Below are 17,601 nucleotides of genomic sequence, written 5' to 3' on the forward strand. Positions count from 1 at the left end.
ATGTACATTTCTAATTGAAACAAAATATTTTATACGCTTTCATACCTTGTCAGTACTACGTTATACGCTCGATATGAAATAATTAGGAATCATTTTTATGTTAACATAGGTGTATATAGTATATAATATAGGATATATATTATATACACTTTCCGGTAACGGAGCTTTTCCATTATGCGGACAAGCCATATATCGGACAGTTCATAAATAATAAGTAAGACGTTATGGTTTTAGATTTATGTTTGCAGCTTACTTGCTGTCATAAATTTAAAGGCATTTTATTGTGTTTTGTGAAACTTTGTATAAAGTTTCGTAACCGTTTACTATCTTACTTATCAAAAATAAGAGTATTGCTATCGTAAAGGAGAATTGGAGATGCCAGAAACTATGACTCAAACAAAGCCAGAACAAGAAACTGTACAAATTTCTGCTAGCCAAGGACAACTTGATGTACTTGATCAGTTGTTAAAACCTGAGGTACAAGAATCATTAACAACACTAGTAGAACAGCTTCCAAAGCTAACTGAGCTTGTTAACATTTTAACTAAGTCTTATGACTTCGCTCAAACTGTTGCTACTGATGAAGTATTAAAAAGCGACACTGTTGGTGCAATCACAGAGCTTGTAGAACCTGTAAAAGATACAGTGAAAAGCATGGCTGCTACTGCAATCGAAGCGAAAGATCGTGCTGACGAAAGCAACGAAGTTATCGGCCTATTCGGTCTTTTAAAATTACTAAAAGATCCACAAGCACAAAAAATGTTCCGCTTTGTGAACGCATATCTTCAAATTAGTGCAGAACGTAACAATAAATAAGTTAACTTATAACAACAATTAGTAAAGACGGGGGATATCATACTATGTCAAAACAAATTGTCATCTTAGGCGCTGGTTATGGCGGTCTTCTTGCCGCTTTAAACGTACGTAAATATTACAGCAAATCAGAAGCACAAGTTACAGTGATTAACCAATACCCAACACACCAAATCATCACTGAACTACACCGCCTTGCAGCTGGTAACGTGTCTGAGCAAGCAGTTGCAATGCCACTTACAAAGCTTTTCAAAGGTAAAGATATCGATCTAAAAATCGCAACAGTTGAGTCATTCTCAGTTGATAGCAAAGAAATCAAACTAGCTGGCGGCACTACTTTATCTTACGATGCACTTGTAGTTGCTTTAGGAAGTAAAACTGCTTACTTCGGTATTCCAGGACTAGAAGAAAACAGCATGGTATTAAAATCTGCTGCTGATGCAAACAAAATCTACAAACACGTTGAAGATCGTATTCGTGAATACGCGAAAACGAAAAACGAAGCTGATGCTACAATCGTAATCGGTGGTGGCGGATTAACTGGCGTTGAGCTAGTTGGTGAGCTTGCTGACATTATGCCTAAACTTGCAAAAAGCCACGGCGTAAATCCAAAAGAAGTGAAACTTCTTCTTGTTGAAGCAGGTCCAAAAATCCTTCCAGTATTACCAGACCACTTAATCGAACGTGCAACTACTAGCCTAGAAGCACGCGGCGTTACATTCTTAACTGGTCTTCCTGTAACAAACGTTGCTGGCAATGAAATCGACTTAAAAGACGGTCAAAAACTTGTTGCTAACACATTCGTTTGGACGGGCGGCGTTCAAGGTAACCCACTAATCGGTGAATCAGGTCTTGAAGTAAACCGTGGTCGTGCAACAGTTGATGCATACCTACAATCTACTTCTCACAAAAACGTATTCGTTGCTGGAGACAGCGCTGTTGTCTTCGCTCCAGACGGACGTCCATACCCACCAACTGCACAAATCGCTTGGCAAATGGGTGAGTTAATTGGATACAACTTATACGCAGCACTAGAAGGCAAAGCATTCGAAGAGTTCGCACCTGTAAACTCTGGAACACTTGCTAGTCTAGGACGTAAAGATGCGGTTGCTACAATCGGAGCAAGCAATACTCCACTTAAAGGCTTACCAGCATCATTAATGAAAGAAGCAAGTAACGTTCGTTACTTATCACACATTAAAGGTCTATTCAGCTTAGCTTACTAATCTGAATATAAGCCCGAATCATGCCCTGCATGGTTCGGGCTATTTTTATCCCACTTTAATGGGCAGTAAGACCCCCACCTCAAAATTCAGCGAAAGCAAAGCAGTTAGGTGGGGGGCGGGCTGCCCATAAAAGTCCGATTGGTGAGGGCTGATAATCAGTGGGGATGAGGAAAACCCCCACTGATTAAAGTTTCACTTTATCCGAAATTTTCTCTAACTTATTTATTCGGCAAAAAAATTATATACCCTTTAAATTTATCTAAATATACTGACTTTTTATAATGAAAGCTGTCCCGTTCGGAACAGCTCTTATTGTCGCTTTTTGTCGGTAAATCGATATATCGGGGAAATCGCTGATATATTCGGATTTGCGCTGATATATTTTGAAAATCGCCGATATGTTTCGAGTTACGGTCGATATATTCAAAAAATCGCCGATATAATTTTTAAACCTTCTTCATTATCCTAACTTCACAAGGCTGTAGTTCTTCTTCCCTTTACGAATAATAATAAATCGTCCATCAAATGAATTCTCTACCGTAACATCCGTACCTACATCCGTTACTTTTTCGCCATTCATAGAAATAGCTCCGTTATTAATATCTTCACGCGCTTGTCGTCTAGATGGTTCAATTCCTAGATCAACTAGCCATTCTACGATGTTTTTCGTCTCTTTTGAAGACTGGAATGTTGGCATTTCTTTAAAGCCTTGCTCAATTTCATCAGCTGTTAACGATTTAATATCTCCGCTAAATAACGCTGCTGTAATTTTCACAGCTTGTAGGAATGCTTCCTCTCCATGAACGAATTTCGTCATTTCTTCCGCTAATACTTTTTGCGCTTCACGTTTATGAGGCTCTGTTTCTACCTTCACTGCCAATTCATCGATGCGCTCTTTCGTTAAGAATGTAAAGTATTTCAAGTATTTAACGACATCACGATCATCTGTATTCACCCAGAACTGGTAAAACTCAAATGGTGTTGTTTTTTCAGGATCAAGCCAAACTGCACCACCTGCTGATTTACCAAACTTCGTACCATCTGATTTCAATAATAACGGAATCGTCAATCCAAATACTTTTGCTTCGTGCCCTTCTAACTTACGAATTAAATCTAAGCCACTCGTAATATTTCCCCATTGGTCACTACCGCCAATTTGCAGTTGAACATCCTCTTTCGTGTATAAATGATGGAAGTCCATCGCTTGTAAGATTTGGTACGTAAATTCTGTGAAAGAAATTCCTGTATCTAAACGACTTGCTACGATGTCCTTTGCTAACATGCTATTAATGCTAAAGTTTTTCCCGTAATCACGTAAAAACTCAATAATATTTATTTCATGTGTCCAGTCGTAGTTATTTACCATCTTCACTTCGCTATTTCCGCCAAAATCAAATAGCTTTTTCATTTGCGCTGTTAACGCATCCACATTATGTTGAACTACTTCTAACGTTTGAAGTTGGCGCTCTGATTGACGCCCACTCGGATCACCAATTGTTCCTGTTGCTCCGCCAATTAAAATAACTGGATGATGGCCAGCTAACTGGAATCTTTTCATCATCATAAACGGAATCAAATGTCCGATATGCATACTATCACCAGTCGGATCAACTCCGCAGTATAGCGAAATCTTTTTCTCTTCTACTAGCTTACGTAAACCTTCTTCGTCAGTCTGTTGATTAATGGCACCGCGCCATTCTAATTCATCAATAATGTTCATCTTTTGTCATCCCCTTTATTTTTTAAAAACAAAAAATCCCTATGTCTATGACATAGGGACGATGATTCACCGTGTTACCACCCAGTTTGTATAAATAGCATAGCTACTCATACCACTCTTAGCAATAATATCGATTGCCAATCCGCTTAGCATTACCTAAGATACTCCAGAGTGTAATTCGCAAATTTGTTTGTGCTAGGTTCCAGCATCCCCTAGCTCTCTCATTAACAGTGACAAACTGCTACTGGGCTCTTTCAACGTATGTTATTTGTTAAATTATTAGCCATTATATTGAATTGAAAACAAATTGTCAACAATACCCAAATATTATTTTAAAATAATTCGCAGTTTCATACGTATATGTTATTCTTTATCTTCTCCAATAATCCTTACTTCACGCTCTAACTTCACGCCAAATTTCTCTTCAACTGTTTTTTGTACGAAGTGAATTAAATCGATGTAATCTTGTGCTGTTCCGTTATCAACATTCACCATAAATCCAGCATGTTTTAGAGAAACTTCCACTCCACCAATTCGCTTACCTTGTAACCCTGAGTCTTGAATCAATTTACCAGCAAAGTTATTTGGTGGGCGTTTAAATACACTACCACATGAAGGATATTCTAGAGGCTGTTTTGACTCACGTTTAAACGTTAAATCATCCATTTTTGCTTTAATTTCTTCATGTACACCTTCTTCAAGTTCAAATCTCGCTTCAAGAATAATGTAATGGTTGTTCGCAAATACACTCTTACGATATCCAAATTCAAATGCTTCTTTCGTCAAAGTACGTAGCTCTCCATCACCTGTCATTACGACAGCTTCTGTTAATACATACGAAATTTCACCGCCGTATGCACCTGCATTCATATATAATGCTCCGCCAACTGAACCTGGAATACCACAAGCAAACTCAAGCCCCGTTAAGTTATGTTCTAGTGCAATACGTGATACGTCAATAATTGCTGCACCGCACTGTGCTACAATCGTCGTTCCTGTTACAGTAACACCTGTAATATGAATTAAACTTACTGTAATCCCGCGAATTCCACCATCTTTAATAATAACATTCGATCCATTTCCTAAAAACGTAACTGGAATATTATATTTGTTCGCATATTTAATAACTTCTTGAATTTCATCATAATTTGTCGGCGCAACGAACACATCTGCTTTTCCACCAACTTTAATATGCGTATGATTCTTTAACATTTCATCTTGTTTCACATGACCTTCAGGCAATACCGTACTTAAATATTCATAAACCTCTTGCATATTCATTTTATGATTCCTCTATTTCTATATTCTTTTTATCCCGTTATACGGGCCCATAATATCCCCACATACATGAACGAACTTAAAGTGGTGGATACAGTGTACCCAAAATCAATTCGAGACACCTATTAACCTCTTAATTTATAAGAGGTGCCACTCATATTAAAATATATATTGCATAATAAAGCAACCCAAATGGGCTACTAAACTTGACATGTCATCAGAAAGACAACAATTTGTAAAATATATTACTTTTTCAAAACACTACCCTTCAGTATCTTACTATACCACACGAAAATAAAGTGGTATTTTTTTGTAATCTTTACTTTATTTTCATCAACAAAAAAGATGCTTTTACATAGGTAAAGGCATCTTTTTCATTACTTATTTTAAATTACTTTTCGTTCTCTTCTTTTTCTTTATCAAACCATAGCAGTTCATCGTTATCCACTTCACCATTATAATTGATTAAGATTTCTTCTCCCGCTTTTATATCTTTATAAGCATAGAAGTTAAATGTATGATTCTCAAAGACAATATCATACGTCGCATTCGGTGTATATGAATGATTGAATAACATGCCGTATCCTAAAAGGATTGCCGTATGATTAATCCCATACTCAAATGCGTAGTCAGCAAGTAATGTTTTCTCAATGTGTTCATGCTGTTCATTCGGATAAGAGATAACTGGCGCTGCGTGTATCAACTCACCTTTTTTAATATCACGAGTTGCAAATACACCTCTATTAAATTCTCCATCACTAAGTTCAGAAGTCTTAACTTCGATCATATACGTCACCTATTTAATTCTTTCTTTGAAGTATTTTAATTCCGCTATTAGCTGAATTTCATCTTCTTAAGCTTGGCAGAAAACGAGCAGAAAAGCAATTAAAATCCGAGCAAGTCTTCGTTTAAATGAAAAAAGGGCACAAACGTTGTGCCCTTTTTAAGTGATATTACTTTTCTAAAATATCTTCTAACAATTTCACTTGCTCGCTAACAGTATGTAATGTCTTCACAGATGTATCATTTCGATGTTTTTCTTCTTCCACACTTGCTAACACTTCTTCTGTAGCCGCAGAAGTTTGCTGGATTACATTGGAAGCATGTGTAACATCCTTTACGATATTCGTCGTTTTAACTTGGAAACTTTCTTGATGACCGACGATTTCTCTCATTACATCATTAATTTCATCAATAAATTTCCCTAAATCCGTTACATTTGTTAAAACACTTACTAGCATTTCATTACATTCTTCTTGTACTCTTTCTGATTTCTCTACTTGCACTTCTACCTTACTTGCTTGATTACTAAAATCCTTCAAAATCCCTTGAATTCTTCCCGCAGAACGATTCGATTCTTCTGCAAGCTTTAATACTTCATTCGCTACAATCGCAAATCCTTTCCCATGCTCACCTGCTCTTGCAGCTTCAATATTTGCATTTAAAGCTAGTAAACTCGTCTGACTTGAAATATTCGTTATTACATCTACAATCTCATTAATTTGCTTCGACTGCATCATTAAATCTCTAAATATAACTCCTGATTGTGAAACAACATCATTTAAACTTTTCATATTTACTTCAAAGTTTCTTAAAGTATGTACACTACCCTTTGAAATTTCTAAGCTTTCATCAATACGAATCGATGCATTTCTTACTTGAGAAATGATTTGTTCAATATTTCCCTCCATATCATTCAATACTTCTACCGAACGATACATCATCTCTGATTGTGATTGCGTACCAACCGCTACCTCTTCAAAAGCGAAATTGATTTCACTCATTGACTCCATCGATGTATTCATATTTTGTCTTAAATAATTGAAATTACGATCTAGTTTTACAACCGTTTCCTCAATAAGTCTTTGCGTTTCTTCTAATTCCTGAGCTTTTCTCATTACTTCTTGCTTCTCATCACTTAAACGAGCCAGCAAGTTAGAGCCAATCTTCGTGACGCCCCACATTGCAATCGTAACAATCGCTAACAAACTTGCGAAGTTTGCAGCTTCAGATGCAGCTGTATAAGCAAAAAATTTCTCTGGCCAATAACTACAAAGAATAAATGTGATTACAACTGCCACTCCGCCTAGAATTACAACGAGACGTTCACTTAAATAAATAAGTGAAACTGCTAGTGTAAAATAGACCATTTGAAATACAGCTGGGCTTTCATTAAAAGCTTGTACCATAATGAAAGACATCATAAGCAACATAAATGTCATGATATATTTATACGTCGTTTCCATGCTTTTTATAAAAGTAAGAAGTGTTCCAAATACAACGACAGAAATGCCACAAACCCAAAACGCGATTGCTCTCTCTGTAAAAATATATCCGTAATACCCAATTGCGATGATTCCAAGGAAGAAACTACAAATCGTAATAAACAGCAATAAATGATTTTTCTGTGATTCTTTCTCAAGGTTAGAAAAACAAGTTTTCTTTAACCATTCCATATATAGTCCCACCTTCTGCACTTAATTACTTCAGCTTAAATACCGCACTCACTGGGTTATGATCACTATTTTCAAACTTTAAATCTTTTCCTTGCACATTTACAATCTCAACATTCGGTGAAACGATAAAGCCATCAATAATCGTGACGAAGTTTTCACCTTCTACATATTTCTTCACATCGTCTCTCACTGTCATAACAGACGGGTCTACAGCCCATTTAAAGCCACCATCAGTAAAGTCCTTCGGTAACTCTACTAACCACTCAGGACGCTCCTTCACAAACTTCGGATCACTTAATTGAACGTCAGAAACTAATTGATTCCAATCTCCGCCCATTATTACGTAATCACCATTTTTATAATGCTTGTTCATATATTCTTTTAAAAACTCTACTTGCTGTTTTCTAATTTTCCCGCCTTCATCGTACGCAGACAAATGTAAGTTTACAATTCTAACATGCTTTCCATTATTAACAGGGATTGTATGTTCAACAATCGCCCGATCTAAATCAAATAAACGCTTCGGCCAAGGCTCCATTCCAGGAAGCTGGAGTCTCTTCGCTTCTTGGACAGTGTATTTAGAAAACGTACTTAACCCAGCCTCCGCATATCCCATTGGATTTGTTATTGGCACTGGAACCCATTTCGTATCGTAGTTCTTGCCAAATGACGAAACATAATCAGGTAATCCTTTTTTCAAAAATTCATGTTCATTCACATCAAATGATCGAAGTGATTTTATATCAACTTCTTGTAGTAGCGCAAAATCACTATTCTCATTTTGTAAAAACGAAAGCATATTCTTTAGGTTAACTTCCGTTTGCTCTTTACTACTTGAACCAGATCCCTTTCCCCCATCCATAAAGAAATCTTGCTCCTGATCTAATCCAGCATATCCAATATTAAATGTTGTAACTTTAAATTCATTTCCTGTCGCTAATACGCGCTCTTTATTATTTTCCACCTTCAAACTTACACTATCCGCAGGCTGTTCTTTAGTAAGTGTCATATACCCTAAAAAAACACCTACAACTCCCAATGCTACTAAAATACATATAAGTACTATTTTTAATAACTTCTTCAAATAAACGCCCCTTTTCTAAAACACACAACTTAATTTTCCTTATTTTCAGTTAACTAAAACCGAATGACAGACATAACAAATATTTTATCATATCAAAAACCTTATATCACTATATTTAGTTTATAAACAATAACTCTTGCTCTTACATTATCAAAAATACAAAATCCCCTAACTCCTTCACTGGAAATCAAGCGCAATGTTTAGTACACTATATGTAATAATCATAGGCGATGGAGTTCGCCATAAACGCTGCTTAGCTAATGACTCCTACCAGTATCTACTGGTAGGAGTCTATTTTTTTGAGCAAGCTATTTAAAGAGGTGAGAAAATTGATTTATATTATCGTCGGCATTGCCGGTATATTAGGGGCCCTTTCTCGTTATTATTTAGGTCTTACGATTCATGAATCTTGGCATTATACATTTCCACTAGCTACATTACTGATTAACTTAGTCGGCTGCTTCTTATTAGCGTGGCTGACTACGTATATCGCTAAGCTCAACATCTTATCTTCAGATGTAATCACAGGCATCGGGACAGGATTCATTGGTTCTTTTACGACGTTTTCAACATTTAGTGTAGAAACTATTCAATTGATCAATCATTCCGAGTGGAGCATAGCCTTCTTATATGTATCATGCAGCATACTTGGTGGCCTCATTATGTCTGGACTTGGCTATACACTAGGTAATTTCTTACTTAAGAAACATCTTACGGAAGGTGATCACTTATGATAGAAGCTTTATTAGTCGCAACAGGAGGATTTTTCGGTGCGATTACGCGATTTGCAATTAGCAATTGGTTTAAAAAAAGAAATAAAACTTCCTTTCCAATTGCTACATTTCTCATTAATATAACAGGAGCGTTTTTACTCGGATATATAATTGGCAACGGAGTCACTACAGGTTGGCAATTATTATTAGGTACTGGATTTATGGGTGCATTCACAACATTCTCGACGTTTAAACTAGAATCTGTTCAGCTTCTCAATCGTAAAAGCTTTAGCACATTCCTTTTATATTTAAGCGCTACTTACATAGTTGGTATCCTCTTCGCATTCCTTGGAATGCAGCTAGGCGGAATATAAAAAAGAAAGCGACTCTTATCAGTCGCTTTCTTTCATAAGAAATAAGTCCCACCATATGGAATGGAAAAGAAACTAGCTGGATACACATCATAATTCACACTTTGCATCGGAAATTGTGAGTATGGCATATACTGTCCTTGCATCATTTGTGCCAAATATGCTTGTTGCTGCATTTGAATCGCTTGATTCATAGCATGAATGGTCTCCTGCGCCCCAGCAAGCGTAATAGCTGCCCCCACTTGTCTACCACTATAAAAATAATGATTCATCATTATTCAACTCACTTATTATTTTTCTTCCATATCGTATGTTTCTATTTCATGAGGAGTGTTTCATTCCGATTAATGGATCCCTCACTAATTAAACCTCATTTTATCTATTATTTTTTTTCAGCTTTGAAGTAATAAATCCAAATAGTAATACACCAATACCACTAAGGAACAATACATAACTTATCGGTACTAAGAAAAAGAAAGGTTCTTCAAGGAACCCATTCGCTCCTACTTTACTGTTTGAAGCATGTATCGTTAAAGAAATAATCGCTAAAATCATGAAAGAAATAGCTACTACGTATGTATTTTTCATTTCACATTCTCCTCTATTCATATAATTACCCTTAGATTGTTAACATCATATTACCCAAAACAACATTAACAGTCAATAATTATTTATTGTTTTACAATAAATAATTATTGACTGTTATAAACAAAAAGGTTTGCGAAGTATCTGAAATTGCCTCACAAACCTTTTCAAACATCAATATTTACACTTCAAATCTCTTACTTACTACAACATAAATCGCACACAACAGCACAAATATTCCAGCACAAATTAACAAAATTTCTACACTAAACATATCAGCCAATGGGCCAAATATTATCATTCCTAAAGGAAGCGCGCATGAATTAGCGATTTGTACAACACTAAACATCCGCCCATGCATAGAAGGTTCTACTTTTTCCTGTAATAACACGGTAACTGGTGTATTGAAGCACGGCATTGTTATACCAATTAAAAAATTAAATAGTAAATACATAATAAATATTGGTGCAATCCCTAATCCAATCATAAGCAGTCCATATAACGCACAAGCTAGCGCTGTTGTATGCATACGATTACGAAAGCCACCGCACGCCGCAATTAATACGCCACCAGCTGCTGCCCCCGCACTAAAAGTCATCTCGCTAGCAGTAAGTCTCCACATTTCTGCACCGAAAGAACGAGTTACCATTAAAGGTGTTAAAAAGGCAGCTGGACTTATTAAGATCATGACAATGATTAATAAAACAAGTAGCCTTTTAATAAATACATTTTCTTTTAAATAAACAAAACCTTCTTTTATACCTTGCAGATTAGATTTTTGCTTATTCCCTACATTCACATGTCCTTCTACTTGGATGATAAACATAATACTAATTCCGATCATAGCTGTCATAACATCAATAAAAAATGTCGCTTCAATGCTAGCAATGGAAAGAATTGCAGCACTTGCTGCTGGAGAAAGAAACATAATTAAAGATGTAATACTGCTATTGATCCCATTTACTTTCATAAGAAAATCTTTTGAAACGATTTGTGGGATTAACGCATTCACAGCTGGCGTTTGTACCCCTGTCCCAGCAGAACGAATGAGTAGCACTATAAAAAGTAACCAAATACTTTTATATCCTGTTAAAAATAAAATTGCTAAAACTAATGTAGCAATTGCTATAACCCCATCCGATAACATAATCATCTTTTTACGGTCGTAACGATCAATCCAAACACCCGCAAATAAAGAAATCGCAATTTGTGGTAAGAAACCACAAACGGTTGAAATGGTCAACATTACCCCTGACGATGTTGTAAGGGTGATATACCATATAATTGCGTACTGCACGAGAGATGAACCGAACAACGAAATAGTTTGAGCAGTCAAAAATAATATAATTTTCGTTTTCCAATTATTTTCACTCATATGCTTCACACCCCCTTAACTAATCCCTTCTCTATATTAAAAATACTATCTGCCCAATCAAGATAAAAACTTGCTTCGTGAGATACAAGTATAATGCTCCCCTTAAACTGTATTAATGCCTTTTGCAAAGCTTCCTTCGCTTCTGCATCTAAATGATTTGTCGGCTCATCTAAAATTAAGAAGTTACAAGGTGATAGTAATAATCCACACAGTTTCACCTTCGATTGTTCACCACCACTTAACGTACGAATTTCTTGCGAAACGTGCGTATCCTTCACTCCACACGCAGCTAAATGATGGCGTATTTCCTTCATATTCAGTTTAGGAAACTGTTCTGAAATAATTTGAAGCGGCGTTAAAGAATCATTGCTCCAATTTAAATCTTGCTCATAATATCCAATCTTTATTTGCTCTGAAAATTGAAATTCTCCAGAAATACTAACAATATTCCCAACGATTGTTTTTAATAAAGTAGATTTCCCTACTCCATTGAAACCTGTAATAACAAGTTTTTGCCCACCCATTACTGAAAAATTCAACTTTGGTAAGAGCGCGAAATCGTAGCCAACTTCAAGGTTCTTTACTTCAAGAACTGTCTGAACTGAAATGGGAAGTTCCTGAAAATGAATAGACGGCTTATGAGTAAAACTTGGCGGCGCAATTCTTTCCATACGTTGCAATTGCTTTCTACGTCCTTGTGCTATTTTTGAATTCACTCCAGCAATATTTCTACGAATATACTCTTCCGTTTTTTCAATTTTCTTTTGCTGTGCATAATATTGGCGAATATAATCTTTTCGCAAATGCTCCTTTTGTCTTACAAAATCTGAGTATTTGCCGTAATACTTCTTCACCGTTCCAAACTCTACATCACATATGCAAGAAGTCACTTTTTCTAGAAACTCAAAATCATGTGACACGACAATAAACGCCCCTTCAAAATTCATCAAATAATTAGCAAGCCATTCAACATGCTCTTTATCAAGAAAGTTTGTCGGTTCATCTAGTAATAAAATATTAGGCTCTTCTAATAAAAGCTTTGCTAAAATTACCTTTGCACGTTGTCCTCCGCTTAATTCACCAATAACACGATTCATCCCAATCGCATCAATACCTAAACCGGCTGCCACCTTATTTATGAAGCTGTCTACTGAATAAAAATCACGAGCCTCGAGCAGTCCTTGCATTTCTGCCGCTTTTAATAGTTGATTTTCATCTCCAGTCATCGCACTTTCTTCATATAACTTGTTCATTCTATCTTCCATTTCATACAAATCATTAAAGGCTCTCTTTAAATATTTTGAAATGGTATAACTCTCATCAATTTCTGCGTATTGATCAAGATGTCCGATTTGAATATTAGGTTGCCACTTAATGCTCCCCTTATCAGAAATAATTTCCCCCACCAATATTTTCATTAACGTACTTTTTCCTGCACCATTCTGTCCAACAATCCCCATATGTTCCCCTTTATGCAAATCAAAAGAAGCATTTTCGTATAATACTTTATCTATAAAACTATGTGATAAATTTTCAACTTTAAGTAAACTCATTTTTATTCCTCTTTTCCTGAAATTAAAAAAGCAGAGAGATAGCGTCATTCGACACTAGCCCTCTGCTTCGTGGTTTTTTCCATACTACTCCAATTTACAGTAAAAACTCATTGGAATAATATACACAAAGGGCCATAGACAAAGCATTGTCTATGGCCCCTTAATCTATTTTATACATCAGCTAAATAACCATAACGAAATAAGCATAGGTAGACTATACTTTTTTCAAAAAATTATTCAGCCGATGAATATAGAGGTTTTATCCCCCTTGATTAAGCTCCGTACAACGCTTCACCGTATACATTTGTGCGGAGCAAAGTTTTCTAATGAGTTTTACAAATTTTATATAAAGCATGTTCTGCACCTTCCTTAATACTTAAAAGGGATTTTAGCATACAGTTTTATGAAGCGTCAACATTACTTCAAAATCATTCAACTACTTATTTTCAAAATATTGCTTCTGAAACATACACATTCTTATGGCATTATGATAGTTACCATCAACGAAAAACTCGTCTAACAGTTCACCTTCTACCATAAATCCAACCTTTTTATAAACATGTACCGCTTTTTCATTTTCCTTATCCACCACTAAATAAATCTTATGCATATTTAATACAGAAAAAGCGTAATCCATCGCTAACCGCGTCGCTTCCGCTGCATAACCGTATCCTTGATAATTCGGGTCAATAATGATTTGGAATTCTGTTCTACGGTGAATATAATCGATTTCCACTAACTCAACTAACCCAACCATTTCATTATCTTTTTCAACGATAAATCGGCGTTCACTTTGATCGTGTATATGTTTATCGTATAAGTCTTGCAGCTCCACAAATGCCTCATACGGCTCTTCAAACCAATACGACATAATATGTGCATTATTATTCAGTTCGTGTACAAACTTTAAATCTTCTCGCTCTAATGGACGCAATTTCAATTCCTGACTCATTTCTATAACCTCCAAGTAAAAGAAACCTCTTCATTTAATTTCTCAATTTTTTTCAATTTCAAACGCCCTAATTTCATTGTAAACTTTCAAGTAACTTTAAGGTCAAGGTATAAAAAAGTAGTGCAAACTTATGTCTGCACTACTACTCTTTTCTCAAATCTCTCATATTCGATATGTATAAAGCAATAACTAAAACAAGAATTGCTCCTGCGTATAATAACGTCTCCATCGGTTCCTCATGAGACACAATAATCAATCGAATTAAGGCTGTAATTCCGATATAAATAAAATAACGTAACGGGAAATGATAGTTCGATTTAAAATACTTAATGATTAATGCTATGAACTCGAAGTATAAGAAATAGACGATGATACTTTCAACTAATTTATATGACGTATACTTCTTTGCTGAAAATATGTATTGAATAAAAGTAATCGTCTCGTTAATTAAAAAAATAGATAAGACAATGGATAATATAATTAACGCTATATTTAATATCCACTGTAAAACGCTTGCGATAAAATGATCAATATTGAATGATTTCATTTTCTCATTAAACTCCCCTTCGTATAAGTACGTATTTATTATAGCAAAATTATACTTACAGAAGTGTTAAATCAAATATGATCGTCCTCTCTCACTATCACTTCACCATTCGGATATTTATGCTCAATATAACCGCTTCCCCAATCACAAAGCACCTTCAAACCCTGTTTTAATGATTGTCCCTGTTCTGTCAGGGAATATTCAACTTTCGGCGGCACTTGATTGTATACTTTTCTAGTTACGAGCCCATCCTTTTCAAGCTCTTTCAATTGCTCCGTAAGCATTTTTTGTGTAATACCGGTTACCAATCGTTTTAACTCACCCGTTCTTGTAGGTCCGCTTGTTAAATGATATAAAATGTGGGATTTCCACTTACCTCCGATCACATCTAAAACGACTTCAATTCTATTGTTATACTCTTTTTTCATAACGAACTCCTTCTGTATTTTTATGGGCACTTTCTCGTGCCTATGTCACGAGATGGTGTCTATATCACGGAAAAGTGCGTACTTTTCATAATATCTGTACTATACCATAATGATGCATGTAAGCAACTTATAACAGAACATCAATTTAGTGGAGGTATTTTAAAATGAAAAAAGAAAATCGTACTGCAAATTTTTATGATGTGATTCGTGAGCGCCGTTCCGTTCGCTCCTATGATCCATCCGTTACAATCTCTGACGAAGAAATTAAAGAACTTTTAGAAGAAGCAATGTTAGCACCAAGTAGTTCTAACTTAAACCCATGGCGTTTCATGGTAATTACAGCTCAAGACTTAAAAGAAAAGCTTCATCCAATCGCTTTAAATCAACCACAAGTGTTAGAAGCATCTGCTATGATCGTAATTTTAAGCGAAAATAATGCTCATGAATTCGAACATATCAATAAAGTGAATGAGCGTGCAGTAGCTGCTGGATTTATGACAGACGAAATTAAAAATAGACTGAACAACAGTATTCGTGAGTTTTATGCACCTGTCAGTGACCAAGGAAAAAGAGAATGGCAAATGCTTGACGGTGGTTTGCTAGCTATGCAGTTAATGCTTGCTGCGAAAGCGAGAGGATATGATACAGTTCCAATGCTTGGCTATAACGCTGAAGAATTCCGCAAAGCATTTAACATTCCAGAAAACTTAACTGACGTTTTAATGATTGCATTAGGTAAAGCGAAAGATCCAGGATTCCCAACAGTTCGATTAACTGTAGATGAAGTAACCTCTTGGAATGGCGATTTTTAATCACCGGTTTCATCGTACTTTTGAAATGAAGTACGATGAAATCTATTAGTTAAACTATGATCGACTACTTGTACAAAAGAAAGGCGGAGAAAACAATGCTTGAAGTTTTAAATCGAATTAATGAACTAGCTAACAAACAAAAAGAAGCAGGTTTAACACAAACAGAATTAGATGAGCGTATAGAATTACGCGAGAAATACCTTCAAATGATTCGCGGCCAAATCCACACCACTGTTACAGGATTAAAAATATTAGATCCTTTAGGAAATGACGTAACACCTGATAAATTAAAAGAACGACAAAAGCTAGCACTAAAAACTGATAATAACGCATGAAATTACCAAAATCCTTTGTTACTTAATGATTCGTCTAGGTAAACATATTATTAGATGGATCATTAAGTTAACATCCACTTTCTATTTCTATATCCAAAATCCACAAACAAATTATCCCCATCTTTTCTTTGTATCCTTTAGCTTTTTCATAATGAAACTATATACCTCCAAATCGTTTCAAGACGTTATTACTTCCACATAGTCGCAATTTATATAATAACGGTACAGTACAAATAACGTGCTGAATCAATACGTATGGGGGAATAACGATGAATGAAGCGTTACTTTTAGTCGACATACAAAATGATTACTTTAAAGGCGGAAGTATGGAATTACATCAACCTGAAACAGCCGCACAAAAATCGAGGGAAGTATTGAAATTATTTCGTGAAGAGCATAAAACAGTTATTCACGTACAACATATTGCGAACAATGAAGGGGCTACTTTCTTCTTACCCGATACAGTAGGTGTCCAAATTCATGATGATGTACAACCGGTTGCTAATGAAAGAGTTATACAAAAACATCACCCTAACAGTTTTTTAAGAACCAATTTATTACAAACATTAAAAGCAGAGAAAATAGATCAACTAGTCATTTGCGGTATGATGACTCATGTATGTATTGATGCAACCGTACGCGCTGCCAGTGATTTAGGATTTCAATGTGTCGTAATTGAAGATGCTTGCACAACAAAAGATTTAGAATTCCAAGGAAATCTAATCCCCGCAGTACACGCTCATCAATCGTTCATGAGTGCATTAGAGTTTGGTGATATTTATGCAACAGTCATGTCAGCAAACTGTTTTATAAACAAAAGCAAATAAAGAATTACAGTTCCATATGAAAAAAGAAAGGATAAGTATCTTATTCTTTCTTTTTTTTCATTGTCTTAATGACAGTATTTATACGATAATCACCATAGTGTAAAACATGTGCAAGAGTCTCTTCTAATTGCTGATGCGAAGACGTGTGAAGAGTCATGACATAGCACCCATCGCCGCTTATACGATACATTTCAGTAATTAAGTCCGTTTTCTCGAAAAAATTTTGGATTTGATTATGATAATGTGGTGCATGCAAAAATAGCGTAACAAAGGTCATAATAGATCCTTCCAGCTTAGCTCTGTCGATATCTATCGTATATTTTTGAATGACACCTGCCTCTTCTAACTTATTAATTCGTTTCCCAACAGCCTGACCAGTCAAATGTACTATCTCTCCAATTTCTTTCCAGTTCATTCTAGCGTTTTCTTGTAGTAACTGTATAATTTTAAAATCTGTTGAATCAAACATGGACATCCCCCTTCCTATATGAAACAACTTCTATAAAATCTTCATTTCCCCCTACAG

Annotated in this window: 20 protein-coding genes, 1 riboswitch and 1 other annotated feature; of the genes, 7 read left to right on the top strand and 13 right to left on the bottom strand. The window is 35.6% G+C overall.

Going from position 1 to position 17,601, the window contains the following annotated elements; translation table 11 throughout:
• Positions 1-375 precede the first annotated feature (375 nt).
• Together ACTFR9_RS16775 and ACTFR9_RS16780 are read left to right on the top strand one after the other, a co-directional pair.
• Positions 376-816 (top strand): DUF1641 domain-containing protein, encoded by a 441-nt coding sequence (locus tag ACTFR9_RS16775; RefSeq protein ID WP_001115309.1) that lies wholly within the window; start codon positions 376-378, stop codon positions 814-816.
• Between the two features lie 44 nt (positions 817-860).
• Positions 861-2,039, top strand: coding sequence for an NAD(P)/FAD-dependent oxidoreductase (locus tag ACTFR9_RS16780; protein WP_000043204.1), 1,179 nt, complete (start codon positions 861-863; stop codon positions 2,037-2,039).
• Between the two features lie 460 nt (positions 2,040-2,499).
• Here ACTFR9_RS16780 and tyrS read toward each other — a convergent pair whose 3' ends face one another.
• From tyrS to ACTFR9_RS16805, 5 genes are all read right to left on the bottom strand, one after another.
• Entirely contained in the window at positions 2,500-3,759 is a 1,260-nt protein-coding gene (gene tyrS, locus ACTFR9_RS16785; RefSeq protein ID WP_001021075.1) for a tyrosine--tRNA ligase, read from the bottom strand.
• Positions 3,760-3,810: 51 nt separating this feature from the next.
• Positions 3,811-4,026 (bottom strand) — a binding site (T-box leader).
• 96 nt (positions 4,027-4,122) lie between these two features.
• On the bottom strand, positions 4,123-5,040 hold the full coding sequence (murB, locus tag ACTFR9_RS16790) for a UDP-N-acetylmuramate dehydrogenase (RefSeq protein WP_001057091.1): 918 nt from the start codon (positions 5,038-5,040) through the stop codon (positions 4,123-4,125).
• A 388-nt stretch (positions 5,041-5,428) separates the two neighbouring features.
• A complete protein-coding gene (locus tag ACTFR9_RS16795; RefSeq protein ID WP_000573649.1) occupies positions 5,429-5,824 on the bottom strand; it encodes an SET domain-containing protein in 396 nt (131 codons plus the stop codon).
• Positions 5,825-5,990: 166 nt separating this feature from the next.
• Positions 5,991-7,493 (bottom strand): DUF4077 domain-containing protein, encoded by a 1,503-nt coding sequence (locus ACTFR9_RS16800; protein WP_076868883.1) that lies wholly within the window; start codon positions 7,491-7,493, stop codon positions 5,991-5,993.
• Between the two features lie 25 nt (positions 7,494-7,518).
• A complete protein-coding gene (locus ACTFR9_RS16805; RefSeq protein ID WP_076855977.1) occupies positions 7,519-8,577 on the bottom strand; it encodes an endonuclease/exonuclease/phosphatase family protein in 1,059 nt (352 codons plus the stop codon).
• Between the two features lie 217 nt (positions 8,578-8,794).
• Positions 8,795-8,854, top strand: a riboswitch (Fluoride riboswitch).
• 52 nt (positions 8,855-8,906) lie between these two features.
• On the opposite strand from ACTFR9_RS16805, the gene crcB (ACTFR9_RS16810) reads away from it, so the two are divergent.
• Together crcB (ACTFR9_RS16810) and crcB (ACTFR9_RS16815) are read left to right on the top strand one after the other, a co-directional pair.
• Positions 8,907-9,311, top strand: a complete 405-nt coding sequence (crcB, locus tag ACTFR9_RS16810) for a fluoride efflux transporter CrcB (RefSeq protein WP_000639336.1) — start codon at positions 8,907-8,909, stop codon at positions 9,309-9,311.
• Positions 9,308-9,664 carry a fluoride efflux transporter CrcB gene (crcB, locus tag ACTFR9_RS16815; RefSeq protein WP_000568597.1) on the top strand — a complete coding sequence of 119 codons (357 nt, stop codon included), beginning with the start codon at positions 9,308-9,310 and terminating at the stop codon, positions 9,662-9,664. Before crcB (ACTFR9_RS16810) ends, crcB (ACTFR9_RS16815) begins: the two co-directional genes overlap by 4 nt.
• 32 nt (positions 9,665-9,696) lie before the next feature.
• Here crcB (ACTFR9_RS16815) and ACTFR9_RS16820 read toward each other — a convergent pair whose 3' ends face one another.
• The 7 genes from ACTFR9_RS16820 to ACTFR9_RS16850 form a co-directional block, all read right to left on the bottom strand.
• Positions 9,697-9,936, bottom strand: coding sequence for a DUF3947 family protein (locus ACTFR9_RS16820; protein ID WP_033671843.1), 240 nt, complete (start codon positions 9,934-9,936; stop codon positions 9,697-9,699).
• Between the two features lie 100 nt (positions 9,937-10,036).
• On the bottom strand, positions 10,037-10,270 hold the full coding sequence (locus tag ACTFR9_RS16825) for a DUF3955 domain-containing protein (RefSeq protein WP_002028818.1): 234 nt from the start codon (positions 10,268-10,270) through the stop codon (positions 10,037-10,039).
• Positions 10,271-10,427: 157 nt separating this feature from the next.
• Positions 10,428-11,621: an MFS transporter gene (locus ACTFR9_RS16830; protein ID WP_229136636.1), complete on the bottom strand. Its 1,194-nt coding sequence runs from the start codon at positions 11,619-11,621 to the stop codon at positions 10,428-10,430.
• A gap of 5 nt (positions 11,622-11,626) precedes the next feature.
• Complete coding sequence (locus ACTFR9_RS16835; protein WP_000054842.1) at positions 11,627-13,174, bottom strand: ABC-F family ATP-binding cassette domain-containing protein; 1,548 nt, start codon at positions 13,172-13,174, stop codon at positions 11,627-11,629.
• A gap of 436 nt (positions 13,175-13,610) precedes the next feature.
• Entirely contained in the window at positions 13,611-14,126 is a 516-nt protein-coding gene (gene speG / locus ACTFR9_RS16840) for a spermidine N1-acetyltransferase (RefSeq protein WP_000076825.1), read from the bottom strand.
• A gap of 142 nt (positions 14,127-14,268) precedes the next feature.
• Complete coding sequence (psiE, locus tag ACTFR9_RS16845) at positions 14,269-14,673, bottom strand: phosphate-starvation-inducible protein PsiE (protein ID WP_000834704.1); 405 nt, start codon at positions 14,671-14,673, stop codon at positions 14,269-14,271.
• Positions 14,674-14,744: 71 nt separating this feature from the next.
• Positions 14,745-15,101 carry a winged helix-turn-helix transcriptional regulator gene (locus ACTFR9_RS16850; RefSeq protein WP_076855978.1) on the bottom strand — a complete coding sequence of 119 codons (357 nt, stop codon included), beginning with the start codon at positions 15,099-15,101 and terminating at the stop codon, positions 14,745-14,747.
• Positions 15,102-15,265: 164 nt separating this feature from the next.
• Here ACTFR9_RS16850 and ACTFR9_RS16855 point away from each other — a divergent pair, with 164 nt between their 5' ends.
• From ACTFR9_RS16855 to ACTFR9_RS16865, 3 genes are all read left to right on the top strand, one after another.
• The gene (locus ACTFR9_RS16855; protein ID WP_076855979.1) at positions 15,266-15,913 is read left to right on the top strand and encodes a nitroreductase family protein; all 648 of its coding nucleotides are present in this window, start codon (positions 15,266-15,268) and stop codon (positions 15,911-15,913) included.
• 95 nt (positions 15,914-16,008) lie between these two features.
• Entirely contained in the window at positions 16,009-16,248 is a 240-nt protein-coding gene (locus ACTFR9_RS16860) for a DUF896 domain-containing protein (RefSeq protein ID WP_073542762.1), read from the top strand.
• 269 nt (positions 16,249-16,517) lie between these two features.
• Entirely contained in the window at positions 16,518-17,075 is a 558-nt protein-coding gene (locus ACTFR9_RS16865; RefSeq protein WP_076855980.1) for a cysteine hydrolase family protein, read from the top strand.
• Between the two features lie 40 nt (positions 17,076-17,115).
• On the opposite strand, the gene ACTFR9_RS16870 is transcribed toward ACTFR9_RS16865, so the two are convergent.
• On the bottom strand, positions 17,116-17,544 hold the full coding sequence (locus tag ACTFR9_RS16870) for an Lrp/AsnC family transcriptional regulator (RefSeq protein ID WP_229136635.1): 429 nt from the start codon (positions 17,542-17,544) through the stop codon (positions 17,116-17,118).
• Positions 17,545-17,601: the final 57 nt, after the last annotated feature.

The sequence above is a fragment of the Bacillus cereus group sp. MYBK222-1 genome (genome assembly GCF_051916425.1).
Classification (GTDB): domain Bacteria; phylum Bacillota; class Bacilli; order Bacillales; family Bacillaceae_G; genus Bacillus_A; species Bacillus_A paranthracis.